Below are 25197 nucleotides of genomic sequence, written 5' to 3'. Positions count from 1 at the left end.
CCGTCATGGGCATCGTCATCTGTATCGTGCCGTGCAGGAAAATGACGGGAGGCAAGGCATGCTGGGAATGTGGCGATCAGGCAATCGATTCACCTTGCTGCCGGAAGGCGCGCGTTTTCTGCCCAGCATGCTGGAGGCGGTGGAATCCGCGCGACATTCCATCCTGCTCGAGCTGTATCTGGCCGAGAGCGGCCACCTCAGTCGCGTCCTGATCGATGCGCTGTGTGGCGCGCGCCGCCGCGGCGTGACGGTGCTGGTGCTGCTGGACGGCTTCGGCTCGCTGGGCCTTGAGGAAGCTGATCGCCAGCGCATGATCGAGGCCGATATCCAGCTCAGGATCTACAACCCGCTTTCCTGGTGGCGGCTGGGGCGCAATCTGACGCGTGATCATCGCAAGCTTTTGGTGGTCGATGGGGAGGTGGGCTTTACCGGCGGCTTCGGTGCGGTGGACGTCTTCGCCGAGGCCTGGTCGGAAGTCGCGATACGCATCGAGGGGCCGTGCATCAGTGACTGGGTGCGCCTGTTCGCACGCGTGTGGGACTCCGCGGCCAGTCGTGGCCATGGCAGCCGGCTGGCGGTGCGCAGCATCAATGTGCGGGCGTGCCGGGTCGAGGGCTATCTGAGCATGCGCGGGCGGGTGGTCTGGGGGCATGGTTTCCGCTATCAGGCCATTCGTCATTCCCTGCAGCATCAGGCCAGCAGCTCACGCAAGCGGCTGTGGATCTGTACGCCATACTTCGTGCCGACCTTCAGCATGCGGCGGCGTCTCAAGCGCGCGGCGCGTCGGGGCGTCGATGTCCGATTGCTGATCGCCGGCCAGCATCATGACCACCCGGGCGTGCGCTCGGCGGGGCAGCGCTTCTATGCCGGGCTGCTCAAGGCGGGCGTGCGTATCCATGAATTCCAGCCCCGCTTTCTGCACGCCAAGTTCTCGCTGGCGGATGACTGGGTGACGCTGGGGTCGTGCAACTTCGATCATTGGAGCCTGCAGTGGAATCTGGAGGCCAATCAGGAAGTGCAGGACCATCGCTTCGCCGCCGACGTCGCCACGCTGTTCGAGCATCATTTCGCCCACAGTGTCGAGATCACCCAGGCCGCCTGGCAGCGTCGGCCGTTGATGCAGCGCTGTCGCGAGTGGGGCTATGGCACCCTGGATAGCCTGGTGACGCGGCTGCGCTGAGCGGCTCGCAGCTGTTTCAACAGACGCGGCTGCGTGGAACCAAAAACGCCGGGCGACCCATGAGGTCGCCCGGCGTTGTCGTTTTCAAGGCTGCATGGCGTTAAGAGCGCCATGGCAAGCTCAGCGCTTCTTGCCGCCGCCCTTGCCACCGTTCTTGTTGCCACCCTTGCCAGCGCCCTTGTTGCCGGCGTGCTTGCTGCGCGGAATGCCGGCTGCGCCCGGTGCGGCGGAACCCTTGCGACGCGGCGACGGCTTGGGGCTTTCCGGCGGGACACGGTAGAGCAGGTAGAGATCCAGCAGCAGTTCCGGCAGCTGGTTGACGAAGCGCTGGGCACCGATCGGGTCGGCGATCAGCTCACCGATCTCCGGGTCTTCATCGTCGAAGACGCCGGAGATGGCCATGAACGGCAGCAGCAGTTCGGCGGCCGCCTCTTCCTGGGTGCCGAACCAGGCTTCCTCGTCCATGAACACGCCTTCCATGAAGCCGGCACACCAGTCACCGATCGGTGTCTCGACCGGGTCGGCACCGCCCAGTTCCAGCTCGAACAGCAGTTCCGGCAGCACGCCGTGCTCGAGGGCATCGATGGCGTTGGCGCGCATCTGCTCGAACAGGGAGACGACTTCCGCTTCCTGCTGCGGGCTTTCGTAGCTTGGCTGCCCCTGGAAGAGTTCCGGCAGCCACAGGCTGGAGGGCACTTCGCGCGGTGCGATGGCCAGTGCCAGCATGAAGCCATGCGCACTGATGATATCGAGAGCTTCCGGGCCGACGATGTCGGACTCGAGGAATTCGTCGAGGATGTCGAGGGATTCATCATCCAGCAGCGGCTGGGTCTGGACAGGCTCGGCCATGGGGGAGTCTCACGTGCGATAAGGGGAGAAGTCGAACAGTGCCGCCTGGCTACCTGGGTGAACCAAGGGGAACCGGGCAGGCGTGAATGGCGCTAGTGTATCATTTCACGCCTCGAGGAGTGGTACGCTCGCTCGTCATCGGCTCATCCATGCCTTCGCTCTGCTGTCTGGTCATCGTGTCATGTCATCATCCACTCGTCGTGTCGTCAGTCGTCACCGCTTTGCGCCCGATCATGCTCTGGCCTGCCTGGGGGAGACCCCCGCGACGCCACTGCCGCTGGCCGATGCCGCCGCGCTCGAGGCGCTGACGGCGCCTGCCCTGCACGCGACGCTGGAGGCGCAGGTGCTGGCATGTCTGGCGCGCGCGCGTGCCCTGTTCCCCGAGCTGCGCATGCCGTCGGTCTCCTGCCGCCTCAAGGGACGCACGGCGGGCACGGCGGATTCGGCGCGCCAGCGGCTGCGCTTCAATTGGCAACTGCTCAGCGAGAACCGCCATCACTTCCTCAGCCAGACCGTCCCCCACGAGGTCGCGCACTGGGTGGTGATGGAGGTGGTCGAGCGCGCCGGCAAGACGCGCGTCAAACCGCATGGCCCCGAGTGGCAGCAGGTGATGACCAACCTCTACGGCATCCCGCCGGAAGTGACGCATCGCATGGATGTCTCGACTGCCAGTCCGACGCCCTGGGCCTATGGTTGTGGCTGCGATACCGCGCACTATTTCAGCTCGCGACGCCACGCCAATGCCCAGCGCGGCCACCGCTATCGCTGTCGACGCTGTGGTCAGGAATTGAGCGGTCCCTTGAATGACCCGGCGCGCAATGCGTCGACTGCGCGTTGACGAGCATTTCACTCGCTGGCGCGTCATTGCAAAGTGCGAGTCGCGCCAGAAGGTGTCTTTTCAGGCGGTTTCTGTCCTCCGAACGTCGCTGTGACCTTGGTGTAATTTGTTGATAAACAGTTGAAATAATTAGTAAAAATTTATCTACCAAGGTCTAGTGTGTGGCCCCCCCATGCTTGGGTTTAAGCTGAAATGGACTTGCCTCGGCTCGCCTGCGCTTCACGCATGCCGCGTGGGACAGCGAGTCGCCAGCCAATCCGTCAGAGGTCACGCCACATGAGCGAACATGCCAAGGTTCATCCGGTCACTCCCGATGTCGCCGCCCACGCCTGGGCAGACCGCGAGCGCTATCAGGCCATGTATCAGCAGTCCGTCGAGGCGCCGGAGACATTCTGGGCCGAGCAGGCCCAGTCACTGGACTGGTTCGATGCGCCCTCGGTGATCCGCAATACCAACTTCGGCCCCGGTGATGTCGATGTGCGCTGGTTCGAGGACGGCAAGCTCAACGTGGCGCACAACTGCCTCGATCGCCACCTCGCCGAGCGTGGCGATCAGGTTGCCATCATCTGGGAAGGGGACGACCCGAACGAGTCCCAGTCGATCACCTATCGCGAGCTGCACGCGCGTGTCAGCCAGTTTGCCAATGGCCTCAAGGAGCTGGGCGTCAAGCGGGGCGATGTGGTCACGCTGTACATGCCGATGATTCCGGAAGCCGCGATGGCGATGCTGGCCTGTACACGCATCGGTGCCGTGCACTCGGTGGTGTTCGGTGGCTTCTCGCCGGACGCGCTGGCGGGGCGTATCGTCGATTCCAGCTCGCGCATCGTGATCACCGCCGATGAGTCACTGCGGGGTGGCAAGCGCGTACCGCTCAAGGAGAACGTCGATGAGGCGCTGGAGCGTGACGGCACCGACTGTGTCGACCACGTGCTGGTGGTGCGGCGTACCGGCGGTGAGGTGAACTGGGGCAGTCGCGATGCCTGGTTCCATGAGCTGGTGGACCGTCAGTCCAGTGACTGCCCGGCCGAGGCGATGGGCGCGGAAGACCCGCTGTTCATCCTCTACACCTCCGGTTCCACCGGCACGCCCAAGGGTCTGAAGCACACCACGGGCGGTTATCTGCTCTATGCCGCGATGACCCATCGCTACGTGTTCGATTATCACGATGGCGATATCTACTGGTGCACGGCGGATGTCGGCTGGGTGACCGGCCACAGCTACATCGTCTACGGGCCGCTGGCCAATGGCGCGACCACGCTGATGTTCGAGGGTGTGCCCAGCTATCCGACCCACGGGCGTATCGGCGAGATCGTCGACAAGCACCAGGTCAACATTCTCTATACCGCCCCGACCGCCGTGCGTGCGCTGATGGCACACGGTGACAGCGTGATGGACTCAAGCTCGCGCACGAGCCTGCGACTGCTCGGCTCGGTGGGCGAGCCGATCAACCCCGAGGCCTGGGAGTGGTTCCACCGCGTGATCGGCAATGGCAATTGCCCGCTGGTGGACACCTGGTGGCAGACCGAGACCGGCGGCATCATGATCGCGCCGCTGCCGGGCGCGACCGACCTCAAGCCGGGCTCCGCCACGCTGCCGTTCTTCGGTGTGCAGCCGGCGCTGGTCGACAACGAGGGCAACATCCTCGAGGGCGCGACCGAAGGCAACCTGGTGATTCTCGACAGCTGGCCGGGGCAGGCACGTTCGATCTGGGGCAATCACGAACGCTACGTGCAGACCTACTTCTCCACCTATGCGGGCATGTATTTCACCGGTGACGGCTGTCGTCGCGACGAGGATGGCTACTACTGGATCACCGGGCGCGTCGACGATGTGCTCAACGTCTCTGGCCATCGCATGGGCACCGCCGAGATCGAGTCCTCGCTGGTGGCGCATGAGGCGGTTGCCGAGGCCGCCGTGGTCGGCTATCCCCATGACATCAAGGGCCAGGGCATCTACATCTACGTGACGCTCAACGACGGTATCGAAGCCAGTGATGAGCTCAAGAAGACGCTGACCCAGTGGGTGCGCAAGGACATCGGCCCGATCGCCTCGCCGGATGTTATCCAGTGGGCGCCGGGGCTGCCCAAGACGCGTTCCGGCAAGATCATGCGCCGCATCCTTCGGAAGATCGCCGCCAACGAGACCGACGGCCTCGGCGATACCTCGACCCTGGCGGACCCGTCAGTGGTGGATGACCTGATCGAGCAGCGCGCCAACCGCTGAACGCGTCGAGTGACGGTCATCGAGGCCTGACAAGATACGCAGCGACAGCGAAGCGCGGGAGCCTGGCTCCCGCGCTTTTTTGTGCGCCTGCCCGGGGACATCTGCCTGTTCGTATTCCTGGCCCGCGCTTTTGCGAAGTGCGAGACATGAAAGGTTGGCCATCGAGGAGGCGCTGGCTTGATAATGACGCGCCAGCGCATGTGCCCGCGGAGTCCGTTCGCGCCTCGCTGCGCATTTCCCCAATCAATTCAAGATCAAGGCCGCCCCCATGTCAGCAGGCAAGACGGATGCATCCTGCCCCGCCTCTCAGCCAGCCAGTTCTCCCGCCGCGTCGTCCAATGAGGGCGAGAATCGTCCTCGTGCCGTCATCCTGATGTGCCTGTCGGCGATCTCGTTCGCGCTGATGGGAGCGATGGTCAAGCTGAGCGGCGACCTGCCGCTGTTCGAGAAGGTCTTCGTGCGCAACCTGGTCAGTCTCGGCGTGGCGGTGGTGATGGTGCGCATGGCGGGCGCGCGGCTGCTGGGCCATTGGCATCACCAGCCGATGCTGATGGCGCGGTCACTGATCGGGCTCGGCGGCGTGATGAGCTTCTTCTACGCCATCGATCATCTGCTGCTGGCAGATGCGACTATTCTGAATAAGCTATCGCCGTTCTTCGTCAGCCTGTTCGCCGGCCTCTTCCTGGCCGAGCGCCTTGGTGGCTGGCGGCTGGTCGGCATGCTGGTCGCCTTCTCTGGCGCGGCGCTGGTCATCAAGCCGCAACTGGCATTTGCCGAGGGTGGGGTGGAGGCATTGTTGCCCGCCATGGTCGGGCTGGGTTCGGCAATGCTGGCGGGAGCGGCCTATACGCTCATCCGTGCGATGAGAGGGCGCGAGGCCTCGGCGACCATCGTGCTGCATTTCTCGCTGGTCTCCAGTGTGGTGACATTGGTGCCGATGTTGATGAATCCGGTGATGCCGAGCGGCCCTCAGGCGCTGGCCTTGCTGGGCATCGGCATCTTTGCGGCCGGCGGTCAGATTCTGATGACCACGGCCTATCGCCTCGCACCGGCGGGGGAAGTGTCGATCTATTCCTATCTGACCATCGTGTTTTCGGCACTGGCGGGCTGGGCCCTCTGGGGGGAGGTGCCGGATATCGCCAGTCTGATCGGCTTCGTGCTGATTGCCGGTGTCGCATTGATCGGCTGGCATGCCAGTCGCGTTGCGGGTAGGGTTGTCTGACTCACCATCCCCAGGATGCTGTCAGAATCAGCGCACGGATTGTTCGCTCGCCGGGCATCAATCCGTGCGATACTCGTGTTCCCCGAGCGAAACATCAGTACATCTTCCGATGGTGGGCTGCTTTGTTAAACGCACGTTTTATGGGGTAACATGCCAGAAAATAACGGCGATTGTTGACCGGCCAGGAAGGTCGGTGATGATCACCATCGGGGTTTTGGAGGAGACTCAATGGCCTTTGCCCAGAAGTTCATCGTTGCAGACGATCACCCGCTCTTTCGTGCCGCACTGACCCAGGCGCTTAGACAAGTCGCCTCTCAGGCGGAGATCGTCGAGGCTGACAGCATGGAAGCGACCAACGAAGTCGTTGCCCGCCATCCCGATGCCGACCTGATCCTGTTGGACCTGCACATGCCGGGAGCCCACGGCTTCTCCGGTCTGATCCAGTTGCGTGGCCAGACACCGGACATCCCGGTGGCGGTCGTGTCCGGTAGCGAGGAGCCCTACGTGGTGCGCCGCGCCATCGATTATGGGGCCTCCGGCTTCATTCCCAAGTCCGCCAGCCTCGACGTCATCGCCGAAGCCATCGGCGAGATCCTCGAAGGTGAGGTCTGGCTGCCGACGGATATCGCCGAGGCCATGGGCGAGTCTTCCGAGGATGAATCGCGCTTCGCCGAGGCGATCGCGTCACTGACGCCGCAGCAGTTCCGCGTGCTCAACATGCTGACGGAAGGTCTGCTCAACAAGCAGATCGCCTATGAGCTGAATGTGTCCGAGGCCACCATCAAGGCCCACGTGACCGCCATTCTGCGCAAGCTGGGCGTGCATTCGCGCACCCAGGCCGTCATCGCGGCCCAGCGTCTGGAAGTCGAGCCGCCGAAAGTCCGCTCCTGATCCTGCGTCAGCGCTTGAGCTGAGGCTCTCCTCGAGAGTCGCGCCTTCAAGCCGCAAAAAGCCCGCCCTGTCGCTGACAGGGCGGGCTTTTTGCGTCATGGATAAAAGAGTTAGGGGCGAAAGAGCGACAGGCCAGCCCGCCTGATCAGGGGGCTGGGTCATCCGCCGCGGCGTCGGGGGCATTACTCGCGCCACTGGTGTGCTTCTCGGCGCGGTTGGCCTGCAGGGTGCGCGTCAGCAGCGCACGCAGTGCGGCGGGTCGTACCGGCTTGAGCAGCAGGTGATAGCCCGCACGGCGTACTTCCTCGGCGACCTCATCGGTGCGGTCAGCGGTGATCACGATGCCCGGTACCGAGCCCGCCAGACGTTCATCCAGTGCATCCAGCGCCATCAGGCCAGTCACCTCGTTGTCGAGGTGGTAGTCGGCGAGGATGGCATCCGGATCACCATCCAGGTTGCGGATCACCGACTTGGCGCCGCCGATCGAGGTCGCCGTGAACACCTCGCAGCCCCAGCCGGACAGCATTGCCTTCATGCCCTCGAGAATCAGGCTCTCGTTGTCGATGCACAGGACACGAGTGCCGGTCAGCTTGTTGCCGGCGCGCTTGCGAGCCGGCACGGCATCCGGCAGCTCGGCCGCCGGCAGCTCCTTGCTGATCGGCACGCTGACGGCGAAGACGGTGCCGATGCCGACCCAGCTGCGCACCGTGATCGGGTGGTCGAGCACCCGGCTCATGCGTTCGGCGATCGACAGTCCCAGGCCGAGACCCTTCTCGCTTTCCTTGTGACGCTCGGTCTGATCGAGACGCCGGAATTCCTGGAAGATCTCGGTCAGCTTCGACTCGGGAATGCCGGGACCGGTGTCCCAGACCTCGATGCGAATGCGATCGCCCAGACGGCGGCAGCCCAGCAGCACATGCCCTTGGCGGGTATAGCGCACCGCGTTGGAGAGGAAGTTCTGCACGATGCGTCTGAGCATCTGACCATCGGAATCCACTGCCAGCTGCGTCATCACCACCTTCAGGTCCAGTCCGCGATCTTCCGCCATTACTTCGAACTCGGCCTTGAGCGGCTTGAGGATGTCGGAGAGGCGGAACACGCTGCGGCGTGGCGCCAGTGCCCCGGCATCCAGCTTGGAGATGTCGAGCAGGGTGCTGAGCAGTTCCTCGGCGGCCTGCAGCGAGTTGTCGATGTGATTGGTGGTGGTCTTCATCTCGCCTTCGACCTGCTGGGCGAGGGCAGAGGTGAACAGACGCGCCGCATTCAGTGGCTGCAGCAGGTCATGGCTGGCCGCGGCCAGGAAGCGTGTCTTGGAGGCGTTGGCATCCTCGGCCAGCTGCTTGGCCTGACGCAGTGCCTGCTCGGCCTCGGCGCGCACGCGGTTCTCGGTGCGCAGGGCCTCGTTGACCTGTGAGAGCTCCTGGGTACGCACGCGCACGCGTTCCTCCAGGTTCTCGTTGGTCTCCTTGAGGGCGATCTCCGCCAGGCGTCGCTCGGTGATGTCCTGATAGAGCGCGAAGAAGCCGAGGATGTTGCCCTTGGTGCTGAAGTGCGGCGTATAGGTGACCAGCATGTAGCGCACGCCGCCTTCCGGGGCTTCCAGCGAGATCTCGAAGGAGACGCGCTCACCGGACAGCGCGCGCGTCATCCACGGCGCGCGTTGGCGATAGATGTCTTCCGGCATCGCCTCTTCGGCGGGCTCGCCGATCACGGCGGTACGGTCGATGCCCATTACCGCTTCATAGGCACGGTTGGTGAAGAGGTAGCGACACTCCTTGTCGAAGTAGGCGATCAGCGCCGGCACGTTGTCGGTGTAGATGCGGATGTTGTTTTCCGAGCGGATCAACGCCTCTTCGGTGCGCTTCTGCTGGGTGATGTCCTGATAGGTGTAGACAAAGCCGCCACCGGGCATCGGGTTGCCCTGGATCTCCATCACGCTGTCATCCTGGCGATAGCGCACGTAGCGGTGCGGCTCGCCGTTGCGGATGGCATCCAGCAGCTGGTCGACGTGCTCTTCGGGGTCGCCCGGGCCGTATTCGCCGTTGTGGGCGTTGTAGCGGAAGATGCGATCGATGGGCGCGCCGACCCGGATCAGGTTGTCAGGGAAGCGGAACATGTCCAGGTAGCGCTGGTTCCACACCACCAGGCGCATGTGCTGGTCGACCACGCTGATGCCCTGGTGGATGTTCTCGATGGTCGCCTGCAGCAGGGCGCGATTGAATTCGAGCACCTGCGAGGCTTCATCGACGATAGAGATGACATCCGAGATGCCGATGCCGCGACCCTGCAGCGCCGAGTTGACGACGATGCGTGCCGAGGAGGCACCGAGTACCGAGGCCAGGAAGCGTTCGGTGAACTGGATCAGGTCGATGGAGGCGCGTGCATGCAGCTCCAGCGGCTGGCCACTGCGGCGTGCGTAGTCCTCGAAGGCGCGCTCGACCTGCTCGTGGCTGAGGAAGCGTTCGCACAGGACGCGCAGGTCCGAGACGGAGGTGGAGCCGGTCCAGGGGCGCGAGACGCTGGTCTGGCGGGTCTCGACACTGTCGACGAACAGCGAGGCCTGGATGCGCTCGACGACGCGCTGCGGCGTCATCTGCGAGACGAAGATGTAGCAGAACAGGTTCAGGCCGAGCGACAGCATCACGCCGTGGGTCAGCGGGTCATTGAAGCGGAAGCCGAACAGGCCATGCGGCGACAGCCAGTCGATGCCCAGCGGGCCATGATTGACGATCTCGGTCGGCATCAGGCCCGCCTGTGCCAGTGCCGGCACGAGCAGGGTCCAGGCCCAGACCGCGAAGCCGACATTCAGGCCGACGATGACGCCGAGGCGATTGCCGCGCTTCCAGTAGAGGCCACCCATCAGCGAGGGTGCGAACTGGGCGACGGCGGCAAACGACAGCAAGCCGATGGCCGAGAGGGTGCTATATTCGGCGATCAGCAGATAGAAGCCGTAGGCCAGCGCCAGGATCATCACGATGGTCAGACGGCGCGCCAGCAACACGATATGGCTGTAGTCGCGCGCCTCGGTATCGAACCAGCGCAGACGGAACAACAGCGGAATCACGATCTCGTTGGAGATCATGATCGAGACCGCGACGGCGGCGACGATCACCATGCCGGTGGCGGCGGAGAAGCCGCCGATGAAGGTCAGCAGGGTCAGCCAGGTCTGGTCCGCCGCCATCGGCAGCGCCAGCACGAAGCTGTCCGGTGACACCGAACCATCGGGGAACATGGTCAGGCCGGCGGCGGCGATCGGCAGCACGAAGAAGGAGATGGCGACCAGATAGATCGGGAACATCCAGCGCGCACGCCGGGCGTCATCGTGGTGGGTGTTCTCGACCACCGCGACGTGGAACTGACGCGGCAGGCAGAAGATCGCCAGCATCGCCAAGAGGGTCTGGGCCCAGAAGCCGGTGCCGAAGGTCTGGGTCTCCAGCTGCTGCTGCAGCTCCAGATAGGTATCGGCCTTGGTGAACAGATCGCCCAGGCCATTGAACATGCCCCAGGTGACATAGACGCCCAGGGTCAGGAAGGCGACCAGCTTGACCAGCGATTCGAAGGCGATCGCCTGCAACAGGCCGACATGGTGCTCGGTGGCGTCGGTGTGGCGGGTGCCGAACAGGATGGCGAACAGCGCCATGATCGCCGCGACATAGAAGGCGGTATCGCCCAGCCAGGCGGTTCGTGTGACATCGCTGGTGTCGGTGAGTACCTGATAGGCACTCGAGACGGCCTTCAGCTGCAGGGCGATGTAGGGCAGGGTGCCGACCAAAGCCACCAGCGAGGCGAACACCGCCAGCGACTGTGTCTTGCCGTAGCGCGAGGCGATGAAGTCGGCAATCGAGGTGATGTTCTGGCGCTTGGCGACCCGAATCATCTTGAGCAGGATCGGCCAGAACAGCAGACAGGCCAGAATCGGCCCGATGAAGATGCTCAGATAACTCCAGCCGCTGGTCGCGGCCTGCCCGACGCTACCGTAGAAGGTCCAGCTGGTGCAGTAGACCGCAAGCCCCAGACTGTAGACCGCTGGGCGCCGATTCGGCGACCCGTGTTTCTTGGCGTTGCGATCCCCCCGCCATGCAATCGTGAACAGCACCGCGATATATGCGAGTGCCACTGCGATCAGCCACCAACCCTGGAACATGTCGCTCTCCTCTCTGGAAGCGCCATTCTACGCAGCCCCGCCACGAGTCCCAAGCATTGTGCATGACAGACTCGGCGTCTTGAGCGTCGTGGGGAAGAGGCTGTGTCATCCATTGCCATGCAGACGCCTCGCTGGCTGCCCTCAAGAAGCGGTAAATGGCGTCTGCACAACGGGCCTATTTGCTGGCATCGGCCAATGTCATGCGCGCAATACGCCGAAGCTTTCGCCGGTCATTCTTCGCCCATTTGGCCAATAGACCAAGGGATTGCATCTTTAGGATATTAATCAACTTGTTGATTTAAAATGAATTGTATCGTTCTCAACTTTGCTCCATCAGGGGTGACTGACATTCTCGACTAAAGTCAGCCTGCAACGTTGCAGGGCCTTGTCTACTGTCAGATTCGAGTCGCCAAGTTTCCTGTCATGCCTTGAAAGGTGCAGGAAATACCCATCAACCGCCGAGAAAGGATCATCCGCTGACGGGTGGTCATCGATCTCCGGATCGCCAATCACTCCACTTCGCCAATCACAATAACAATGCGAGAACACCATCATGAAGGAAGCGAATGCCAAGGCGTATTGGTCCGCCAATATCAAACTGATCATGGGCTATCTCGTGGTCTGGTTCGTGGTGTCCTATGGATGCGGGATATTGCTGGTGGACGTGCTGAACAACATCCAGTTCTTCGGTTTCAAGCTGGGCTTCTGGTTTGCGCAACAGGGGGCTATCTACTTCTTCCTCGCGCTGATCATTCTGTATGCCCGTTCGATGAACAAGCTCGATGAGTGCTTCGATGTTCACGAGCAATGAGTCAGTGACACGCCGGGCACAGGCCGCTCGTCGTGACGCGCCGTTGTGTGAATAAGAACAATATGATCGACATCGCCAAGGACACTGCCAATGGATGTTCAACTGCTGACCTATCTGTTCGTGGGCGCGTCATTTGCGCTCTATATCGGGATCGCGGTGTGGTCGCGAGCCGGTTCCACCAAGGAATTCTATGTCGCCGGGGGTGGCGTTCACCCCATCGCCAACGGGGCAGCGACCGCCGCTGACTGGATGTCGGCGGCCTCGTTCATCTCGATGGCGGGCATCATCGCCTATGTCGGCTATGACGCCTCCGTCTACCTGATGGGCTGGACCGGCGGCTACGTCCTGCTGGCCATGCTGCTGGCGCCGTACCTGCGCAAGTTCGGCAAGTTCACGGTGCCGGACTTCGTCGGTGACCGTTACTACTCCAGCGTCGCGCGCACCGTGGCGGTGGTCTGCGTCATCTTCATTTCCTTCACCTATGTCGCCGGCCAGATGCGCGGTACCGGCATCGTCTTCGCGCGCTTTCTCGAGGTGGACGTGAACGTCGGCGTGGTGATCGGCATGGCGATCGTCTTCTTCTATGCGGTACTCGGCGGCATGAAGGGCATCACCTATACCCAGGTGGCCCAGTACTGCGTGCTGATCTTCGCCTTCCTGGTGCCGGCGGTGTTCCTGTCGATCATGATGACGGGCCACGTGCTGCCGCAGACCGGCTTCGGCGGCACCCTGGTCGATGCCCAGGGCAATGACACCGGCGTCTACCTGCTGCAAAAGCTCGATCAGGTGGTGACCGATCTCGGCTTCCGCGAATACACCGAGGGTTCCAAGTCCACCATCGATGTCTTCTTCATCACCGCCGCGCTGATGTGCGGTACCGCGGGTCTGCCCCACGTCATCGTGCGCTTCTTCACGGTGCCGACGGTCAAGGATGCACGTATCTCCGCAGGTTGGGCGCTGTTCTTCATCGCACTGCTCTACACCACTGCGCCGGCCGTGGGTGCCTTCGCGCGGGTGAATCTGGTCGAGACCGTCAACGAGACGGCCTATGAGGAGCTGCCGGGCTGGTTCTACAACTGGGAGAACACCGGGCTGATCGGCTGGGTCGACAAGAATGGCGACGGCATCATCCAGATGCGTGGCGGTGATCCCTTCGCGGGCAAGCCGAGCTACGAAGGCAGCGCCGACAGCCAGGCGGCCCGCGGTGAGTACGGTCAGCGTCTGGTGAGCAACACGCCTACCGACAACGAGAGCGAGGTCTACATCGATCGCGACATCATCGTGCTGGCCAACCCGGAGATCGGCAACCTGCCGGCATGGGTCATCGCACTGGTGGCGGCGGGTGGGGTGGCGGCAGCACTCTCGACGGCGGCCGGTCTGTTGCTGGTCATCTCGTCGGCCATCTCGCATGACCTGCTCAAGAAGACCTTCAAGCCAGACATCAGCGAGAAGCAGGAGCTGATGGCGGCACGCATGGCGGCGGCCGTGGCCATCGTGATCGCCGGTTACTTCGGCATCAATCCGCCAGGCTTCGTGGCGCAGGTGGTGGCCTTTGCCTTCGGGCTTGCGGCATCGAGCTTCTTCCCGGTCATCCTGCTGGGGATCTTCTCCAAGCGCATGAACAAGGAAGGTGCCATCGCGGGCATGCTGGTCGGCCTGGTCTTCACCTTCAGCTACATCGTCTACTTCAAGTTCATCTCGCCGGAACTCAACAGCGCCGAGAACTGGTTGCTGGGTGTGTCACCGGAGGGGATCGGCTCGCTGGGCATGGTGCTCAACTTCGTCGTCGCGGTCATCGTCTGCAAGATGACTCCGCCGCCGCCCGAGCACATCCAGCATATCGTCGAGGACATTCGTGTTCCGCGCGGGGCCGGAACAGCAGTGGATCACTGATTCAGGCAGCAGGGCCTGTTCGCGCAGCACGCAGCATCGGTGCGAACAGGCCCCCGTTTCCCGAAGCCCCGTCTTGCACCTGCAGGCGGGGCCTCGTGGTTTGAGGGCTCGTGCATCGATCAGCGCTGCACGCGCAGAGGGGAGTCGCTGTCATGCAAGCGTCACTGGTGGATATCGCGTTCGAGGAGCCGCCGTTCAGTCTGCTGGATGAGCGTCTTCGGCAACGGCTGGCCGAAGGGGTGGATCTTCACTATTTCGAGGCGCTGGCGCAGCCGCTGGTGCCGGGGGCCGTCGGTGAGGCGGTCTACATCATTCACAAGGGCGAGGTGGCGGAACTGGCCGCCGATTCGGCACTGCCGGACGCTGCCACGCTCGACAAGGCGCAGCGCGAGGGACTGGATGCCTGGGTCAGCCTGCGCATCGGTCATTACACCGCGGGGGACCTGTTCGGGGCGCTGACGCTGCTCAATGGCCATTGCCGCACCCGCTTCGTCTGCGAGCAGGAGACGCTGTGCTATCAGCTGCCCGCAGAGCTGTTCTTCTCGCTGTGCGACGAGTGTCCTGCCTTCGGTGAGTACTTCCAGCACAGCCTGAGTGACAAGGCGCGGCTGCTGGCGGCGCAGCGTGACACCCGTCAGGGCGCGAGTCGCGACCAGGCGGGCTTCATGCTGGCGCGGGTGATGGACTGCATGCGTCCGCCGCTCAAGCTGGCGGCCAGCGCCAGTATCGAGCAGGGCGTCAAGGCCATGCAGACGGCGGGGGCGGACAGCCTGATCATCTCTGTCGAGGGCCGTCAGGGCGTGGTGACACGCACGGACCTGCTCAATGCGCTGGTGATCCAGGGCTTGGCTGCCAATCATCCGCTCGCCTCGCTGGGCAGCTTTGCGCTGGTGGCGGTCACGGCGGAGGAGTATCTGTTCCAGGCGCTGGTGCAGATGACCCGCCACCGGGTCGCGCGGGTCGTGGTCAAGGAGCGCCTGACGCCTGACGCGGCGGTCGTCGGGGTCATCGAGCTGACCGACGTGCTGGGGTTCTTCTCCAATCGCAGTCAGCTCGTGAGTCTCGAGATCGAGCGCGCCTCTGACATGGCGGCGCTTGAGCAGGCCAGTGCGCGTCTGCCGGAAATGGTCAGGGCGCTGGCGATGCAGGGAGTCCACATGCGCCATGCGATGGCGCTGTTGAGTGCGCTCAACGGGCGCCTGATCGAGCGCACCTTCGCCATGCTGGTGGAGGAGGAGCACCGGGCCTCGAGTTGCCTGATGCTGATGGGCAGCGAAGGGCGCGGCGAACAGATCCTCAAGACCGATCAGGACAATGGGCTGATCATCGCCGATGGCCACCAGTGGCCCGAAAACGAGGACACCCTGCAGCGCTTCAGTGACGCCCTGGCCGGTCTCGGCTATCCACCATGCCCGGGCAACATCATGGTCTCCAATCCGGAGTGGGTCGCCACCGAGTCGCGCTGGCGCGGCAAGATCGCGCGCTGGTGCGCCGGACGCGATGGCGAGGCGCTGATGAATCTGGCCATCGTCTTCGATGCGCGCGCCAGCGGCGGCAATGAAGCGCTGGTCGACAGCTTGCGCGGCCACCTGGTGCGCCACGCCACGCGCGATGAACTGCTGCTGTCGCACTTCGCGCGCCCGGCGCTGCATTTCTCGACCCCGCTGACGCTGTTCGGCTCCTTGCGCTCGCCGCGTCACGGCATCGATATCAAGAAGGGCGGCATCTTCCCCATCGTGCATGGCGTTCGCACCATGGCGCTGGAACGCGGAGTGATGGCCACCGGCACCTTCGCGCGGCTTGAGGCGCTGGTCAGTGATGGGCGTATCGAGGCCAGCGACAGCGCCGACCTTGCCGAGGCACTGTCGCTGTTTGCCGAGTTGCGTCTGCGCCAGCAGCTGCGCCATCTGGAAGAGGACGAACATGGCGCTGCCGCCGGCGGGGCCAGCGACTCACGAAAGGATGGCCAGGAGCAGACCACGGCGACGCGGGAGGCGGGGAGTCGCAACCTGATCATCACCCAGTCGTTGTCCTCGTTGGAGCGTGATCTTTTGCGCGATGCCCTGAGTCGGGTCAAGGACTTCAAGCAGCGCCTGTCACATCGTTATCACCTGGAATACTGAACCGGCCTCAAGGCCGAGGGGAGGTGGCATGTTCGAACAACTGAGACGCGCCAGTGATCGTCGTCGTCATGCGCAGGGAGAGTTCGCCGAGCTCTTTCGTCCCTGGCATATCGCCGAGCGGGGCGGGGAGCGTGTGGCGCTGGACTGCGAGACCACCAGTCTCGATGTCGGCCACGCCGAGCTGGTCTCGCTGGCGGCGGTGCATTTCGATGCGCGCCATATCCATACCTCCAGCGCGCTGTCGCTCTATCTGCAATGCCCGCAAGGGCTGCAGGGCGACTCGATCCGCATCCATCGTCTGCGCGGTATCGATCTGCATGGCGGAGAAGCGCTGGGCGATGCGCTGCGACAGCTGCTGGAGTTCATCGGCAATCGTCCGCTGGTGGGCTGGTGCATCGACTTCGATGTCGCGGTGATCAACCGTCACCTGCGGCCACGCTTCGGCTTTGACCTGCCCAACCAGCGTCATGATCTGGCGCGCGATTACGCCCGGCGCTGCAAGCATGAGCAGCCGGACGCCGCCCCGGACCTGCGCTTCGAGGCGATGGCCGATGCCCTCGGCGTGCCGGTGATCGGTCGCCACAGCGCGCTGGGGGACGCCGTGACCAGTGCGCTGATGGCGCAGCGCCTGATGCAGGCACCGCTGTCGCCCTCGCTGGCCAGCCAGGCCTGAGCGGGGCTTGTGTCAGGAGCTTATGGCAGGGGCTGGGCAGGCGCTGGATGCGTGTCAGGCCCGGTATCAGACGTCTCATCAGCCGACATCATCCTCAAGGCTATTATTCCAAGGTCTGTTGCCGGAATGTCCAATGGCCCGGCTCACTGCCTTTGTCCACACTGGCAGCCATACGACACGCCCACTGCGGCGAGAGGTCGACTCTGATTACACGCCAGTGCACTACCGGCCAGCAGGACGGCCAAGCCATGCAGGATGCAAGACCGAGCAGCTTTGATAACCATAATGAAGCGGCGACAGCGAGCAAAGGCCATGCGTGACAAGGACCTGCTGTCAGCCAGCCTCTGTCAGGCCTGAGGACGGAATCATTCTCTTCAGGATCGTCATCACTGCGCCAGGTGATGACTGTCGGGCCCCGGGCATCTGCCCGGGGCCCGGCTTCAGATAAGGCATCCGCCCACGATTGCCTTCCTTATGACTCAGGGGTACTTGCCCACGAGGTGCGACATGCTGATCGCGACCAATACGCTGTTGATTCTTGGCCTGGCCATCGTGCTGTTTGCCTACGGCCTCTATATTCGCCGGACACAGGACATGCGCGGTGTGCTGATGTTCTGGTCACGCAAGCTTGCGCTCACTGCGCTTGAATTCAGACTGCAACGCTTCGGTATCCTCGTGATGCTGGGCGGGGTGGTGATCCGCTATCTGGAAGTGCTGCGTCTGTTCTAGCCTGCGCCTGTTCTAGCCAGCGCGGATTTCCTGCAAGCGCCGCTGTTCCCCACGGTGCATGCCACACGCCAACGCCCGCTGACTGCGGGCGTTGGCGTATCTTGCGTCGGCGTCACACCACCTGGCCCGACAGGGGCAGGCACCCCCGCCTGAAGCACACTGCCTCTGTGACCGTCTACTGGCCAATGCTAGACTGTGCGCCCTTCCAAACTGCCAGCCTGATGCCCCATGTTCACACCCGATAGCGAGCTTTCGTCCAGCCCCACTGATGCGGCCACTGCCAAGCGCGAACTGAACAAGTTGCAGAAGCGCCTGCGGCGCAATGTCGGTACCGCCATCACCGATTACGGCATGATCCGTGATGGTGACAAGGTGATGGTGTGCCTGTCCGGGGGCAAGGATTCCTACACCATGCTGGATATCCTGATGAACCTGCAGCGCAATGCGCCGGTGCAGTTCACGCTGGTGGCAGTGAATCTCGATCAGAAGCAGCCCGGCTTCCCGGAACATGTGCTGCCGGCATGGCTCGAGTCGGTGGGCGTCGAGTACCACATCCTCGAGCGCGACACCTATTCCATCGTCAAGGAGAAGGTGCCGGAGGGCAAGACGACCTGCGGGCTGTGCTCGCGCCTGCGTCGCGGCTCGCTGTATGGCTTCGCCGCCGAGATCGGCGCGACCAAGATCGCCCTCGGCCACCACCGCGATGACATCCTCGAGACGCTGTTCCTGAACATGTTCTTCGGTGGCAAGCTCAAGACGATGCCGCCCAAGCTGCTCTCCGATGACCAGCGCCATATCGTGATTCGCCCGCTGGCCTACTGCCGTGAGTCCGATATCGAGGCCTATTCCAGCGCCCGCGAGTTTCCGATCATCCCCTGCAATCTGTGCGGCTCGCAGGAGAATCTGCAGCGTCAGGTGGTCAAGGAGATGCTGCAGGACTGGGAGAAGAAGCATCCGGGGCGGCTGGAAACCATGTTTCATGCCGTCACCTCGGTGGCGCCGTCACACCTGGCGGACCGCGACCTGTTCGATTTCGCCGGCCTGGATGAGCAGCGTGACCGCTTCCAGGCCTCGCGCATCGATGCGCTGGACATGAGTTCCGAGCAGGCCGGCATGGCCGATGACCTGTTCGAGGCCGAGCGCCGCGTCAAGCCGCTGGCCGACTCGGCGGCCTCGCTGGGGCATGAGCTGTAAGCCACGCGCCCCTGGCCATTCTCAGACATCATGAACGCCACCTCGCTTGCGGGGTGGCGTTCTGCGTTTCAGGTGGTCCGCTGCCATCCCGGCCCTGGTGGATGGCGCACCTAGCGTGAGTCAGGGTTGAAGGCCCGCGACCATTGTCGTCTCGCTTGCTGGCGCGACAGTCCGCATGCTTTGGTCATGTCAGGTGACTGAAGGGCAGGGAGGCGGCGATGGGCAATGATGTGGACAGTGACGAGCGCGGCAATGGCCAGCAGGGCCAGCGACTGGCGGCGACCGTGTTGCATGGCTTCGATGAATATCGATCACGCTTCAAGCAGATCTCCAGTGATGCGCGGCGACGCTTCATCGAGGCCGACTGGCGTGAGGCACAGCAGGCCTCCGCCGCGCGCATCAACCTCTACGACGAGAAGGTCGCCGCCACCATGGAGCGGCTGGAGCGCGCCTTCGAGCCCGACCGCCTGTGCGAGTGCACCCTGTGGGGCGAGGCCAAGCGGCAGTACATGGCGCTGATCGATCAACGCCTTGACTACAAGCTGGCCGAGACCTTCTACAACTCCATCTTCTGCAGCGTGTTTTCCCATCGCCACATCCGCGACGACTGGATGTTCGTCTCGCCATCCCGCCAGGGGCCGGCACGCCATTCCGGCTTGAGCATCAGTCATCGTGTCCCGGTCGAGGGTGACTGGGCCGGGGCACTCGAATCCGTGCTCAACGAGGCGCCGCTGGGCATCGCCTTCGAGCACCAGGGGCGCGATGTGACGCTGGGCGCCGAGATGTTGCTCGCGACGCTGCCTGAGGCGGTGCGCGATGCGCCGGACGCCGCCTTCGAGATGCTGCGCAGCGTCTTCTATCGCAACAAGGGGGCCTATCTGGTCGGGCGCATCGAGGGTGGCGGCCAGACCCTGCCGCTGGTGTTGCCGGTGCTGCATACCGAGCGCGATGGCGTCTATCTGGATACCGTGATCATCGAGCCGGAAGAGGTCTCGATCATCTTCTCCTTCACGCGGGCCTATTTCCAGGTCGAGATCGAAGTGCCCAGCGAGGTGGTCGGGTTCCTGCAGACCCTGATGCCCGAGAAGCCCATCGGCGAGCTGTACGCCGCCATCGGCTTCTACAAGCATGGCAAGACCGAACTGTTCCGCGGCCTCAACCAGCATGTGGCGAGTCGCTCCGATCAGTTCATCATCGCGCCGGGCGTGCGCGGCATGGTGATGGCGGTCTTCGTGCTGCCCAGTTACCGGCTGGTGTTCAAGCTGATCAAGGACCGCTTCGCCCCCGGCAAGGACATGAGTCGTGATCAGGTGCGCGAGAAGTACCGTCTGGTCAAACGCCATGATCGGGTCGGGCGACTGGCCGATACGCAGGAATTCTCGAACTTCACCGTCGGCAAGGACCACTTCGACCCGGCCTGCCTTGAAGAGTTGCTGGAGGTGTGCAGCTCCTCGATCAGCCTGCGCGGCAACAAGGTGCTGATCCGTCACTGCTATACCGAGCGCATGATGACGCCGCTCAACCTGTATCTCGAGGAGTGTGACGCCGAGGAAACCCGCGCGGTGCTCAATGATTATGGCAATGCGATCAAGCAGTTGGCTGCCGCTGACATCTTCCCCGGCGACATGTTGCTCAAGAACTTCGGCGTCACGCGCCACGGGCGGGTGGTCTTCTATGACTACGACGAGATCAGCTACCTGACCGAGTGCAACTTCCGTGAGATTCCCGAGGCACGTTACCCTGAGCAGGAACTGGCCAGCGAGCCCTGGTATTCGGTGGGGCCCAACGACATCTTCCCCGAGGAGTTCGGCCCCTTCCTGTTTGCCGATATCCAGCTGCGCAAGCTGTTCTACGAGCTGCATCCCGAGATCTTCCAGGCCAGCTGGTGGCGTGGCCTGCAGGACGCCATCGCGCAAGGGCGCGTGATCGATGTCTATCCCTATCGCAACAAGCGGCGCTTCGGTGTCGATCGCAGTCAGGACTTCATCGATGACTGAGTGTGATCGCCATGCCCGCTGTTCGATCCTGTCCAACGCCAGAGAGAGTGCTAGATGAGTAGTGAAGGCTTCAAGGACCCCGGTGCACGTCACGGACGCCATCTGGTCGTGTTGAGTGGCGCCGGCATCAGTGCCGAGAGCGGCCTGCGCACCTTCCGCGCCGAGGATGGCCTGTGGGAAGAGCATCGTCTGGAAGACATCGCGACGCCTCAGGCCTTCCGACGTGACCCCCAGCAGGTGCTGCGCTTCTACGATGACCGCCGTACCCAGGTACGCCGCGCCAGGCCCAACGCGGCCCACAAGGCGTTGGCTGAGCTGGAGCAGCACGGCTTTCGCGTCTCGGTCATCACTCAGAACATCGACGACCTCCACGAGCGAGCAGGCTCGCGCGAGGTCGTGCATCTGCACGGCGAGATTCTCAAGGCGCGCTCCAGCGTCGACCACGGCCTGCGCTACCCCTTGCCGCGTGGCGGCATTCGCCTCGGAGACCTGTGTGACAAGGGCAGTCAGCTGCGCCCGGACGTGGTGTGGTTCGGTGAGGCGGTGCCGCTCTATGCGGTCGCCGAGGAGATCGCCGCCGAGGCGGACCTGCTGTTGATCGTCGGCACCTCGCTCAAGGTCATGCCGGCGTCCAACCTCTATGCAGCAGCGCCGCTGGATGCCCCCATCGTGCTGGTCGACCCGAATGCCGATGAACTGGCCGAGCCCGGCGTGCTGCCGCTGGCCGAAAGTGCCGGTCAGGCGGTACCGCGCCTTGTGCGCCATTGGTTGTATCAGGGCCACCTGGGGCTGCCTGATACGTTATGATGCGCGCCTTCAGGCCTGCCATGGGAGGCGGGCCAGCAATTTCCGGGAAATCGATGCCCCGGGCGACCGAAAAGTGAAAAGCATGTTCGAGACGCTGAATCGTTTCTTCCCCTTGTGGGCGCTGGTCTTTGCCGGCATCGCCGTGGTGGCACCGACGCCGTTCGTGGCGCTCAAGGACACCATTCAGCCTCTGCTGGCGCTGATCATGTTCGCCATGGGCCTGACCCTGTCGCGTGACGACTTCATACGCGTGGCACGTCGCCCCGGCCCGATCGCGCTTGGGTTGCTGCTGCAATATAGCGTGATGCCGCTGGCCGCCTTCCTGATCGCGCGTCTGCTGGGGCTGGACCCGGCGCTGACGGTGGGCATGGTGCTGGTCGGCGCCACGGCAGGGGGAACCTCCTCCAACGTGATGACCTGGCTGGCCGGCGGACACGTGGCGCTATCGGTCTCGATGACCATGGCCTCGACGCTGCTCTCCATCGTGATGACGCCGCTGCTGACCTGGTGGCTGCTGGGCACCGATATCAACGTGCCGGTCAGCGGCATGTTGCTGAGCATCGCCAAGCTGGTGGTCGCCCCCATCGTGCTCGGCGTGGTCGTGCACCACTTCGCGCGTGATCTGATCCGCGAGTGGGAGTCGGCATTGGCGAGTCTGGCCATGCTGGCCATCGTGCTGATCATCGCCATCGTGGTCTCGCTCAACGTCGGGCGCCTCGCCACGCTGGGCCCGCTGGTCGCGTTGGCGGTCGTGGCACACAATGCCATCGGCCTGAGCGCCGGCTATGGCCTGTCGCGTCTTTTCGGGCTGGATGAGCGCACTTCGCGCACCATCGCCATCGAGGTCGGCATGCAGAATTCCGGCCTGGCGGCGTCACTGGCCAGTCAGTTCTTCTCCGCCACGGCGGCGCTGCCGGGGGCGATCTTCTCCATCTGGCACAACGTCTCGGGGTCGCTGCTGGCAGGCTACTGGAAGCGTCGTCCGCCCAAGTTCGTGACCGGCAGCAAGCACCGCTACGAGGTCTGATCCCGCAAGTTGGCCGCCTGGGCTGTGATAGAGGAATAGGAGAAAGGGGCGCGCATGCTAGAATGCGCGTCCCTTTTTCTTTGGTTCTGACTGCTCATCATGTGTGATTCCCGCCCCCCGCCGGCTGATGGCGACGATATCGCCGCCTGTGCGCCTCAATCTGCTTCCGCTGTCGCCTCCAGCGTCGATGGCGACGCTGTGGCAATCGATACCGTCGCGCCAGGCGAAGGCAGTGGCATCACCACGCTGCCCAGTGGCGAGCCGGAGGCGTGGCACGGACGGCATCCGCGCCGCGAGTTCAAGGCGCGCGGCAGTCAGGTGATTCGCTGTGAGGCGTGCCGCCTGCCCAGGCTCAATTGCCTGTGTCCCTATCAGGTCACCGCCGAGTCGCGGATCAAGTTCTGGCTGATCACCCATCCTCTGGAGCATTACAAGCCGACCAATACCGGGCGGCTGATCTCGGATGTGCTGGCGGGCACCGAGGTCTTCAGCTGGTATCGCGTCGAGCCGGACCCGCGTCTGCTGGCGCTGCTGGAAGATGAGCGCTATCAGCCCTTCATCATCTTCCCGGATGACCAGCCCGACTACGCCGACCGCGTGGTCGACGTGAACGCCATCGCCGGCGTCGGCGCTGATGTGGCGACGCATACCGCCAGTGGCGAGGCGCGCATTCCGGTGTTCATCCTGCTCGATGGCACCTGGCGCCAGGCGCGGCGCATCTTCCGCAAGAGCCCCTATCTGGACGGCCTGCCGGTCCTGCCGCTGCACACTCAACGTCTGACCCGCTATCACCTGCGCAAGCCTGCCTCCGAGGCGCATCTGTGCACGGCGGAAGTGGCGGCGGAGCTGCTGCGTCAGGCGGGGGAGGAGAACGCGGCCAGCGTGCTGGATGACTACTTCGATGCCTTCAACGACTGCTATCGTGCCAGCCGCATCCACTACGTGCTGGAGCCGACCGCGCCGATGCGTCGCCTGCTGGCGCGCCGTGACGACACTACTGGCGAGTCATAGTCGAAGCGCTACACCCAAAACGCCCCCGTCGGAGTCCTCCGGCGGGGGCGTTTGCGTTCAAGGTGATGCTCTCGGCACGCTGGCGGCTGTCAGCGCCGCCAGAAGGCCGGCGTGAACAGCACCAGGATGGTGAAGATCTCCAGGCGTCCCAGCAGCATGGCGAGGATCAGGATGCCCTTGGCGGCCCCCGGGATATCGCCGTAGTGGGTCGCGACCTCACCCAGCCCCGGCCCCAGATTGTTGAGCGCCGAGCCGACCGCTGACCACGCCGTCACCTGGTCAAGCCCGGTGGCCAGCATGCCCAGCATCATCAGCACGAACAGCATCAGGTAGACGGAGAAGAAGCCCCACACCGCTTCAGCCACACCCTCGGAGATGCGCATCTTGCCGACCTTGACCGACAGGATGGCATTGGGGTGGATAAGACGATGGATCTCGCGCACGCCCTGCTTGAGGATCAGCAGGATGCGGATGACCTTCATGCCGCCACCGGCGGACCCGGAGCAGGCACCGATGAAGGCGGCGATGAACAGCATCATCGGCAAGACGCCCGGCCAGCCGGTGAAATCGGCGACGCCGAAGCCGGTGGTGGTGGCCACCGAGACGGCTTCGAACAGGCCGTGGCGCAGTGCCTTGCTGTCATCGTAGCTGCCGGTGAGCAGCAGGCCGGCGATGGTGACGCAGGTCAGGATCAGCAGCAGGATCAGGAAGAAGCGTGTCTCCGGGTCGCGCAGATAATGGCTGATGCGGCCCTCGCGCCAGGCGGCGAAGTGCAGGCCGAAGCTGATCGAGGACACCACCATGAAGAACACGCAGATCATCTCGATGCTGGCGGAGTCGAAGTAGCCGATGCTGGCGTCGTGGGTCGAGAAGCCACCGACCGCGACGGTCGAGAAGCTGTGGCCCAGGGCATCGAACCAGCTCATGCCGGCCGCCCAGTAACTGGCGAAGCACACCAGCGTCAGCGCGGCGTAGATGTACCACAGCGCCTTGGCCGTCTCGGTGATGCGCGGCGTCAGCTTGGAATCCTTCAGCGGGCCGGGAATCTCGGTGCGGTAGAGCTGCATGCCACCGATGCCGAGTGTCGGCAGGATCGCCACCGCCAGCACCACGATCCCCATGCCGCCCAGCCATTGCAGCTGCTGGCGATAGTAGAGGATGGAGTGGGGCAGCAGATCGAGCCCCGTCATCACCGTGGCGCCGGTGGTGGTGAGCCCCGAGAACGACTCGAACATGGCATCGATGATGGTCAGGTTCGGGTCTTCGGCGAGCAGGAAGGGCAGGGAACCGAAGGCCCCCAGCACGGTCCAGAACAGCACCGTGATTAGGAAGCCATCGCGGTTGCGCAGCTCCTTGCGGGCGTGCCGATTGGGGTAGAAGAGCGCAAAACCGGTCAGCAGGGTGATGCCCATCGCCACGGCGAAGGCGCTCAGGGTGTCGTCCTCGAAGACCCTCGAGATCAGCATCGGCGGCACCAGCGTCAGGCTGAACAGCATCAGCAGGATACCGAGGATGCGAGAGATCACGCGTAGGCTCATGCGGCGCCTCCCTGAGAGAGGCGCAGCGTGGCGAGGCCGCCGAGTGA

18 protein-coding genes are annotated in these 25197 nt (G+C 63.7%); 15 read left to right on the top strand and 3 right to left on the bottom strand.

From position 1 onward, the window contains the following. Positions 1 to 58: 58 nt before the first annotated feature. Complete coding sequence (locus LCW13_RS14685; protein WP_054556850.1) at positions 59 to 1180, top strand: phospholipase D-like domain-containing protein; 1122 nt, start codon at positions 59 to 61, stop codon at positions 1178 to 1180. Positions 1181 to 1300: 120 nt separating this feature from the next. On the opposite strand, the gene LCW13_RS14680 is transcribed toward LCW13_RS14685, so the two are convergent. Then, positions 1301 to 2029 carry a YecA/YgfB family protein gene (locus tag LCW13_RS14680; RefSeq protein ID WP_064503292.1) on the bottom strand — a complete coding sequence of 243 codons (729 nt, stop codon included), beginning with the start codon at positions 2027 to 2029 and terminating at the stop codon, positions 1301 to 1303. A 181-nt stretch (positions 2030 to 2210) separates the two neighbouring features. Between LCW13_RS14680 and LCW13_RS14675 the strand changes: the two genes are divergently transcribed. The 4 genes from LCW13_RS14675 to LCW13_RS14660 all read left to right on the top strand — a co-directional run bounded on the left by LCW13_RS14675 (position 2211) and on the right by LCW13_RS14660 (position 7203). Then, a complete protein-coding gene (locus LCW13_RS14675) occupies positions 2211 to 2867 on the top strand; it encodes a SprT family zinc-dependent metalloprotease (protein ID WP_082388813.1) in 657 nt (218 codons plus the stop codon). 276 nt (positions 2868 to 3143) lie between these two features. Continuing rightward, a complete protein-coding gene (acs, locus tag LCW13_RS14670) occupies positions 3144 to 5090 on the top strand; it encodes an acetate--CoA ligase (protein WP_107335998.1) in 1947 nt (648 codons plus the stop codon). Between the two features lie 268 nt (positions 5091 to 5358). Further along, positions 5359 to 6312, top strand: coding sequence for a DMT family transporter (locus LCW13_RS14665; RefSeq protein ID WP_225347284.1), 954 nt, complete (start codon positions 5359 to 5361; stop codon positions 6310 to 6312). Between the two features lie 228 nt (positions 6313 to 6540). Further along, complete coding sequence (locus tag LCW13_RS14660) at positions 6541 to 7203, top strand: response regulator (RefSeq protein ID WP_043333788.1); 663 nt, start codon at positions 6541 to 6543, stop codon at positions 7201 to 7203. 145 nt (positions 7204 to 7348) lie between these two features. Here the strand turns inward: LCW13_RS14660 and LCW13_RS14655 are convergent, their stop codons facing one another. Beyond that, positions 7349 to 11347, bottom strand: coding sequence for a hybrid sensor histidine kinase/response regulator (locus tag LCW13_RS14655; protein ID WP_225347283.1), 3999 nt, complete (start codon positions 11345 to 11347; stop codon positions 7349 to 7351). Positions 11348 to 11900: 553 nt separating this feature from the next. On the opposite strand from LCW13_RS14655, the gene LCW13_RS14650 reads away from it, so the two are divergent. The 10 genes from LCW13_RS14650 (at position 11901) to LCW13_RS14605 (ending at position 23612) form a co-directional block, all read left to right on the top strand. Beyond that, complete coding sequence (locus LCW13_RS14650; RefSeq protein ID WP_225347282.1) at positions 11901 to 12158, top strand: DUF4212 domain-containing protein; 258 nt, start codon at positions 11901 to 11903, stop codon at positions 12156 to 12158. A gap of 90 nt (positions 12159 to 12248) precedes the next feature. Continuing rightward, on the top strand, positions 12249 to 14051 hold the full coding sequence (locus LCW13_RS14645) for a sodium:solute symporter family protein (RefSeq protein ID WP_225347281.1): 1803 nt from the start codon (positions 12249 to 12251) through the stop codon (positions 14049 to 14051). Positions 14052 to 14203: 152 nt separating this feature from the next. Then, positions 14204 to 16174 (top strand): DUF294 nucleotidyltransferase-like domain-containing protein, encoded by a 1971-nt coding sequence (locus LCW13_RS14640; protein ID WP_225347280.1) that lies wholly within the window; start codon positions 14204 to 14206, stop codon positions 16172 to 16174. Positions 16175 to 16202: 28 nt separating this feature from the next. Next, positions 16203 to 16847: a 3'-5' exonuclease gene (locus tag LCW13_RS14635; protein WP_225347279.1), complete on the top strand. Its 645-nt coding sequence runs from the start codon at positions 16203 to 16205 to the stop codon at positions 16845 to 16847. Positions 16848 to 17354: 507 nt separating this feature from the next. Further along, entirely contained in the window at positions 17355 to 17576 is a 222-nt protein-coding gene (locus tag LCW13_RS14630; protein WP_043333792.1) for a hypothetical protein, read from the top strand. A gap of 228 nt (positions 17577 to 17804) precedes the next feature. Next, positions 17805 to 18770 (top strand): tRNA 2-thiocytidine(32) synthetase TtcA, encoded by a 966-nt coding sequence (gene ttcA, locus LCW13_RS14625; RefSeq protein WP_225347278.1) that lies wholly within the window; start codon positions 17805 to 17807, stop codon positions 18768 to 18770. 218 nt (positions 18771 to 18988) lie between these two features. After that, positions 18989 to 20767, top strand: coding sequence for a bifunctional isocitrate dehydrogenase kinase/phosphatase (aceK, locus tag LCW13_RS14620; protein ID WP_052384571.1), 1779 nt, complete (start codon positions 18989 to 18991; stop codon positions 20765 to 20767). A gap of 54 nt (positions 20768 to 20821) precedes the next feature. Beyond that, positions 20822 to 21574 (top strand): SIR2 family NAD-dependent protein deacylase, encoded by a 753-nt coding sequence (locus LCW13_RS14615; RefSeq protein WP_225347277.1) that lies wholly within the window; start codon positions 20822 to 20824, stop codon positions 21572 to 21574. A gap of 82 nt (positions 21575 to 21656) precedes the next feature. Next, positions 21657 to 22601 (top strand): bile acid:sodium symporter family protein, encoded by a 945-nt coding sequence (locus LCW13_RS14610; protein ID WP_043333793.1) that lies wholly within the window; start codon positions 21657 to 21659, stop codon positions 22599 to 22601. Positions 22602 to 22700: 99 nt separating this feature from the next. Continuing rightward, on the top strand, positions 22701 to 23612 hold the full coding sequence (locus tag LCW13_RS14605; RefSeq protein WP_225347276.1) for a tRNA-uridine aminocarboxypropyltransferase: 912 nt from the start codon (positions 22701 to 22703) through the stop codon (positions 23610 to 23612). 89 nt (positions 23613 to 23701) lie between these two features. Here the strand turns inward: LCW13_RS14605 and LCW13_RS14600 are convergent, their stop codons facing one another. Next, positions 23702 to 25150, bottom strand: coding sequence for a TrkH family potassium uptake protein (locus tag LCW13_RS14600; protein ID WP_043333794.1), 1449 nt, complete (start codon positions 25148 to 25150; stop codon positions 23702 to 23704). Positions 25151 to 25197: the final 47 nt, after the last annotated feature.

Source organism: Cobetia amphilecti (genome assembly GCF_020217465.1).
In the GTDB taxonomy this organism is placed as follows: Bacteria; Pseudomonadota; Gammaproteobacteria; order Pseudomonadales; family Halomonadaceae; genus Cobetia; species Cobetia amphilecti.
Note: the sequence above shows the minus strand (reverse complement) of the source record. Positions and strands in the feature narration are given on the sequence as shown.

Coding starts and splice junctions, on each gene's coding strand:
- LCW13_RS14650 (WP_225347282.1), top strand. CDS start 11,901: ATGAAGGAAGCGAATGCCAAGGCGTATTGGTCCGCCAATATCAAACTG.
- LCW13_RS14645 (WP_225347281.1), top strand. CDS start 12,249: ATGGATGTTCAACTGCTGACCTATCTGTTCGTGGGCGCGTCATTTGCG.
- LCW13_RS14660 (WP_043333788.1), top strand. CDS start 6,541: ATGGCCTTTGCCCAGAAGTTCATCGTTGCAGACGATCACCCGCTCTTT.
- acs (WP_107335998.1), top strand. CDS start 3,144: ATGAGCGAACATGCCAAGGTTCATCCGGTCACTCCCGATGTCGCCGCC.
- LCW13_RS14600 (WP_043333794.1), bottom strand. CDS start 25,150: ATGAGCCTACGCGTGATCTCTCGCATCCTCGGTATCCTGCTGATGCTG.
- LCW13_RS14640 (WP_225347280.1), top strand. CDS start 14,204: ATGCAAGCGTCACTGGTGGATATCGCGTTCGAGGAGCCGCCGTTCAGT.
- LCW13_RS14680 (WP_064503292.1), bottom strand. CDS start 2,029: ATGGCCGAGCCTGTCCAGACCCAGCCGCTGCTGGATGATGAATCCCTC.
- LCW13_RS14615 (WP_225347277.1), top strand. CDS start 20,822: ATGAGTAGTGAAGGCTTCAAGGACCCCGGTGCACGTCACGGACGCCAT.
- ttcA (WP_225347278.1), top strand. CDS start 17,805: ATGTTCACACCCGATAGCGAGCTTTCGTCCAGCCCCACTGATGCGGCC.
- LCW13_RS14685 (WP_054556850.1), top strand. CDS start 59: ATGCTGGGAATGTGGCGATCAGGCAATCGATTCACCTTGCTGCCGGAA.
- LCW13_RS14665 (WP_225347284.1), top strand. CDS start 5,359: ATGTCAGCAGGCAAGACGGATGCATCCTGCCCCGCCTCTCAGCCAGCC.
- LCW13_RS14605 (WP_225347276.1), top strand. CDS start 22,701: ATGTGTGATTCCCGCCCCCCGCCGGCTGATGGCGACGATATCGCCGCC.
- aceK (WP_052384571.1), top strand. CDS start 18,989: ATGGGCAATGATGTGGACAGTGACGAGCGCGGCAATGGCCAGCAGGGC.
- LCW13_RS14610 (WP_043333793.1), top strand. CDS start 21,657: ATGTTCGAGACGCTGAATCGTTTCTTCCCCTTGTGGGCGCTGGTCTTT.
- LCW13_RS14630 (WP_043333792.1), top strand. CDS start 17,355: ATGCTGATCGCGACCAATACGCTGTTGATTCTTGGCCTGGCCATCGTG.
- LCW13_RS14675 (WP_082388813.1), top strand. CDS start 2,211: ATGTCATCATCCACTCGTCGTGTCGTCAGTCGTCACCGCTTTGCGCCC.
- LCW13_RS14655 (WP_225347283.1), bottom strand. CDS start 11,347: ATGTTCCAGGGTTGGTGGCTGATCGCAGTGGCACTCGCATATATCGCG.
- LCW13_RS14635 (WP_225347279.1), top strand. CDS start 16,203: ATGTTCGAACAACTGAGACGCGCCAGTGATCGTCGTCGTCATGCGCAG.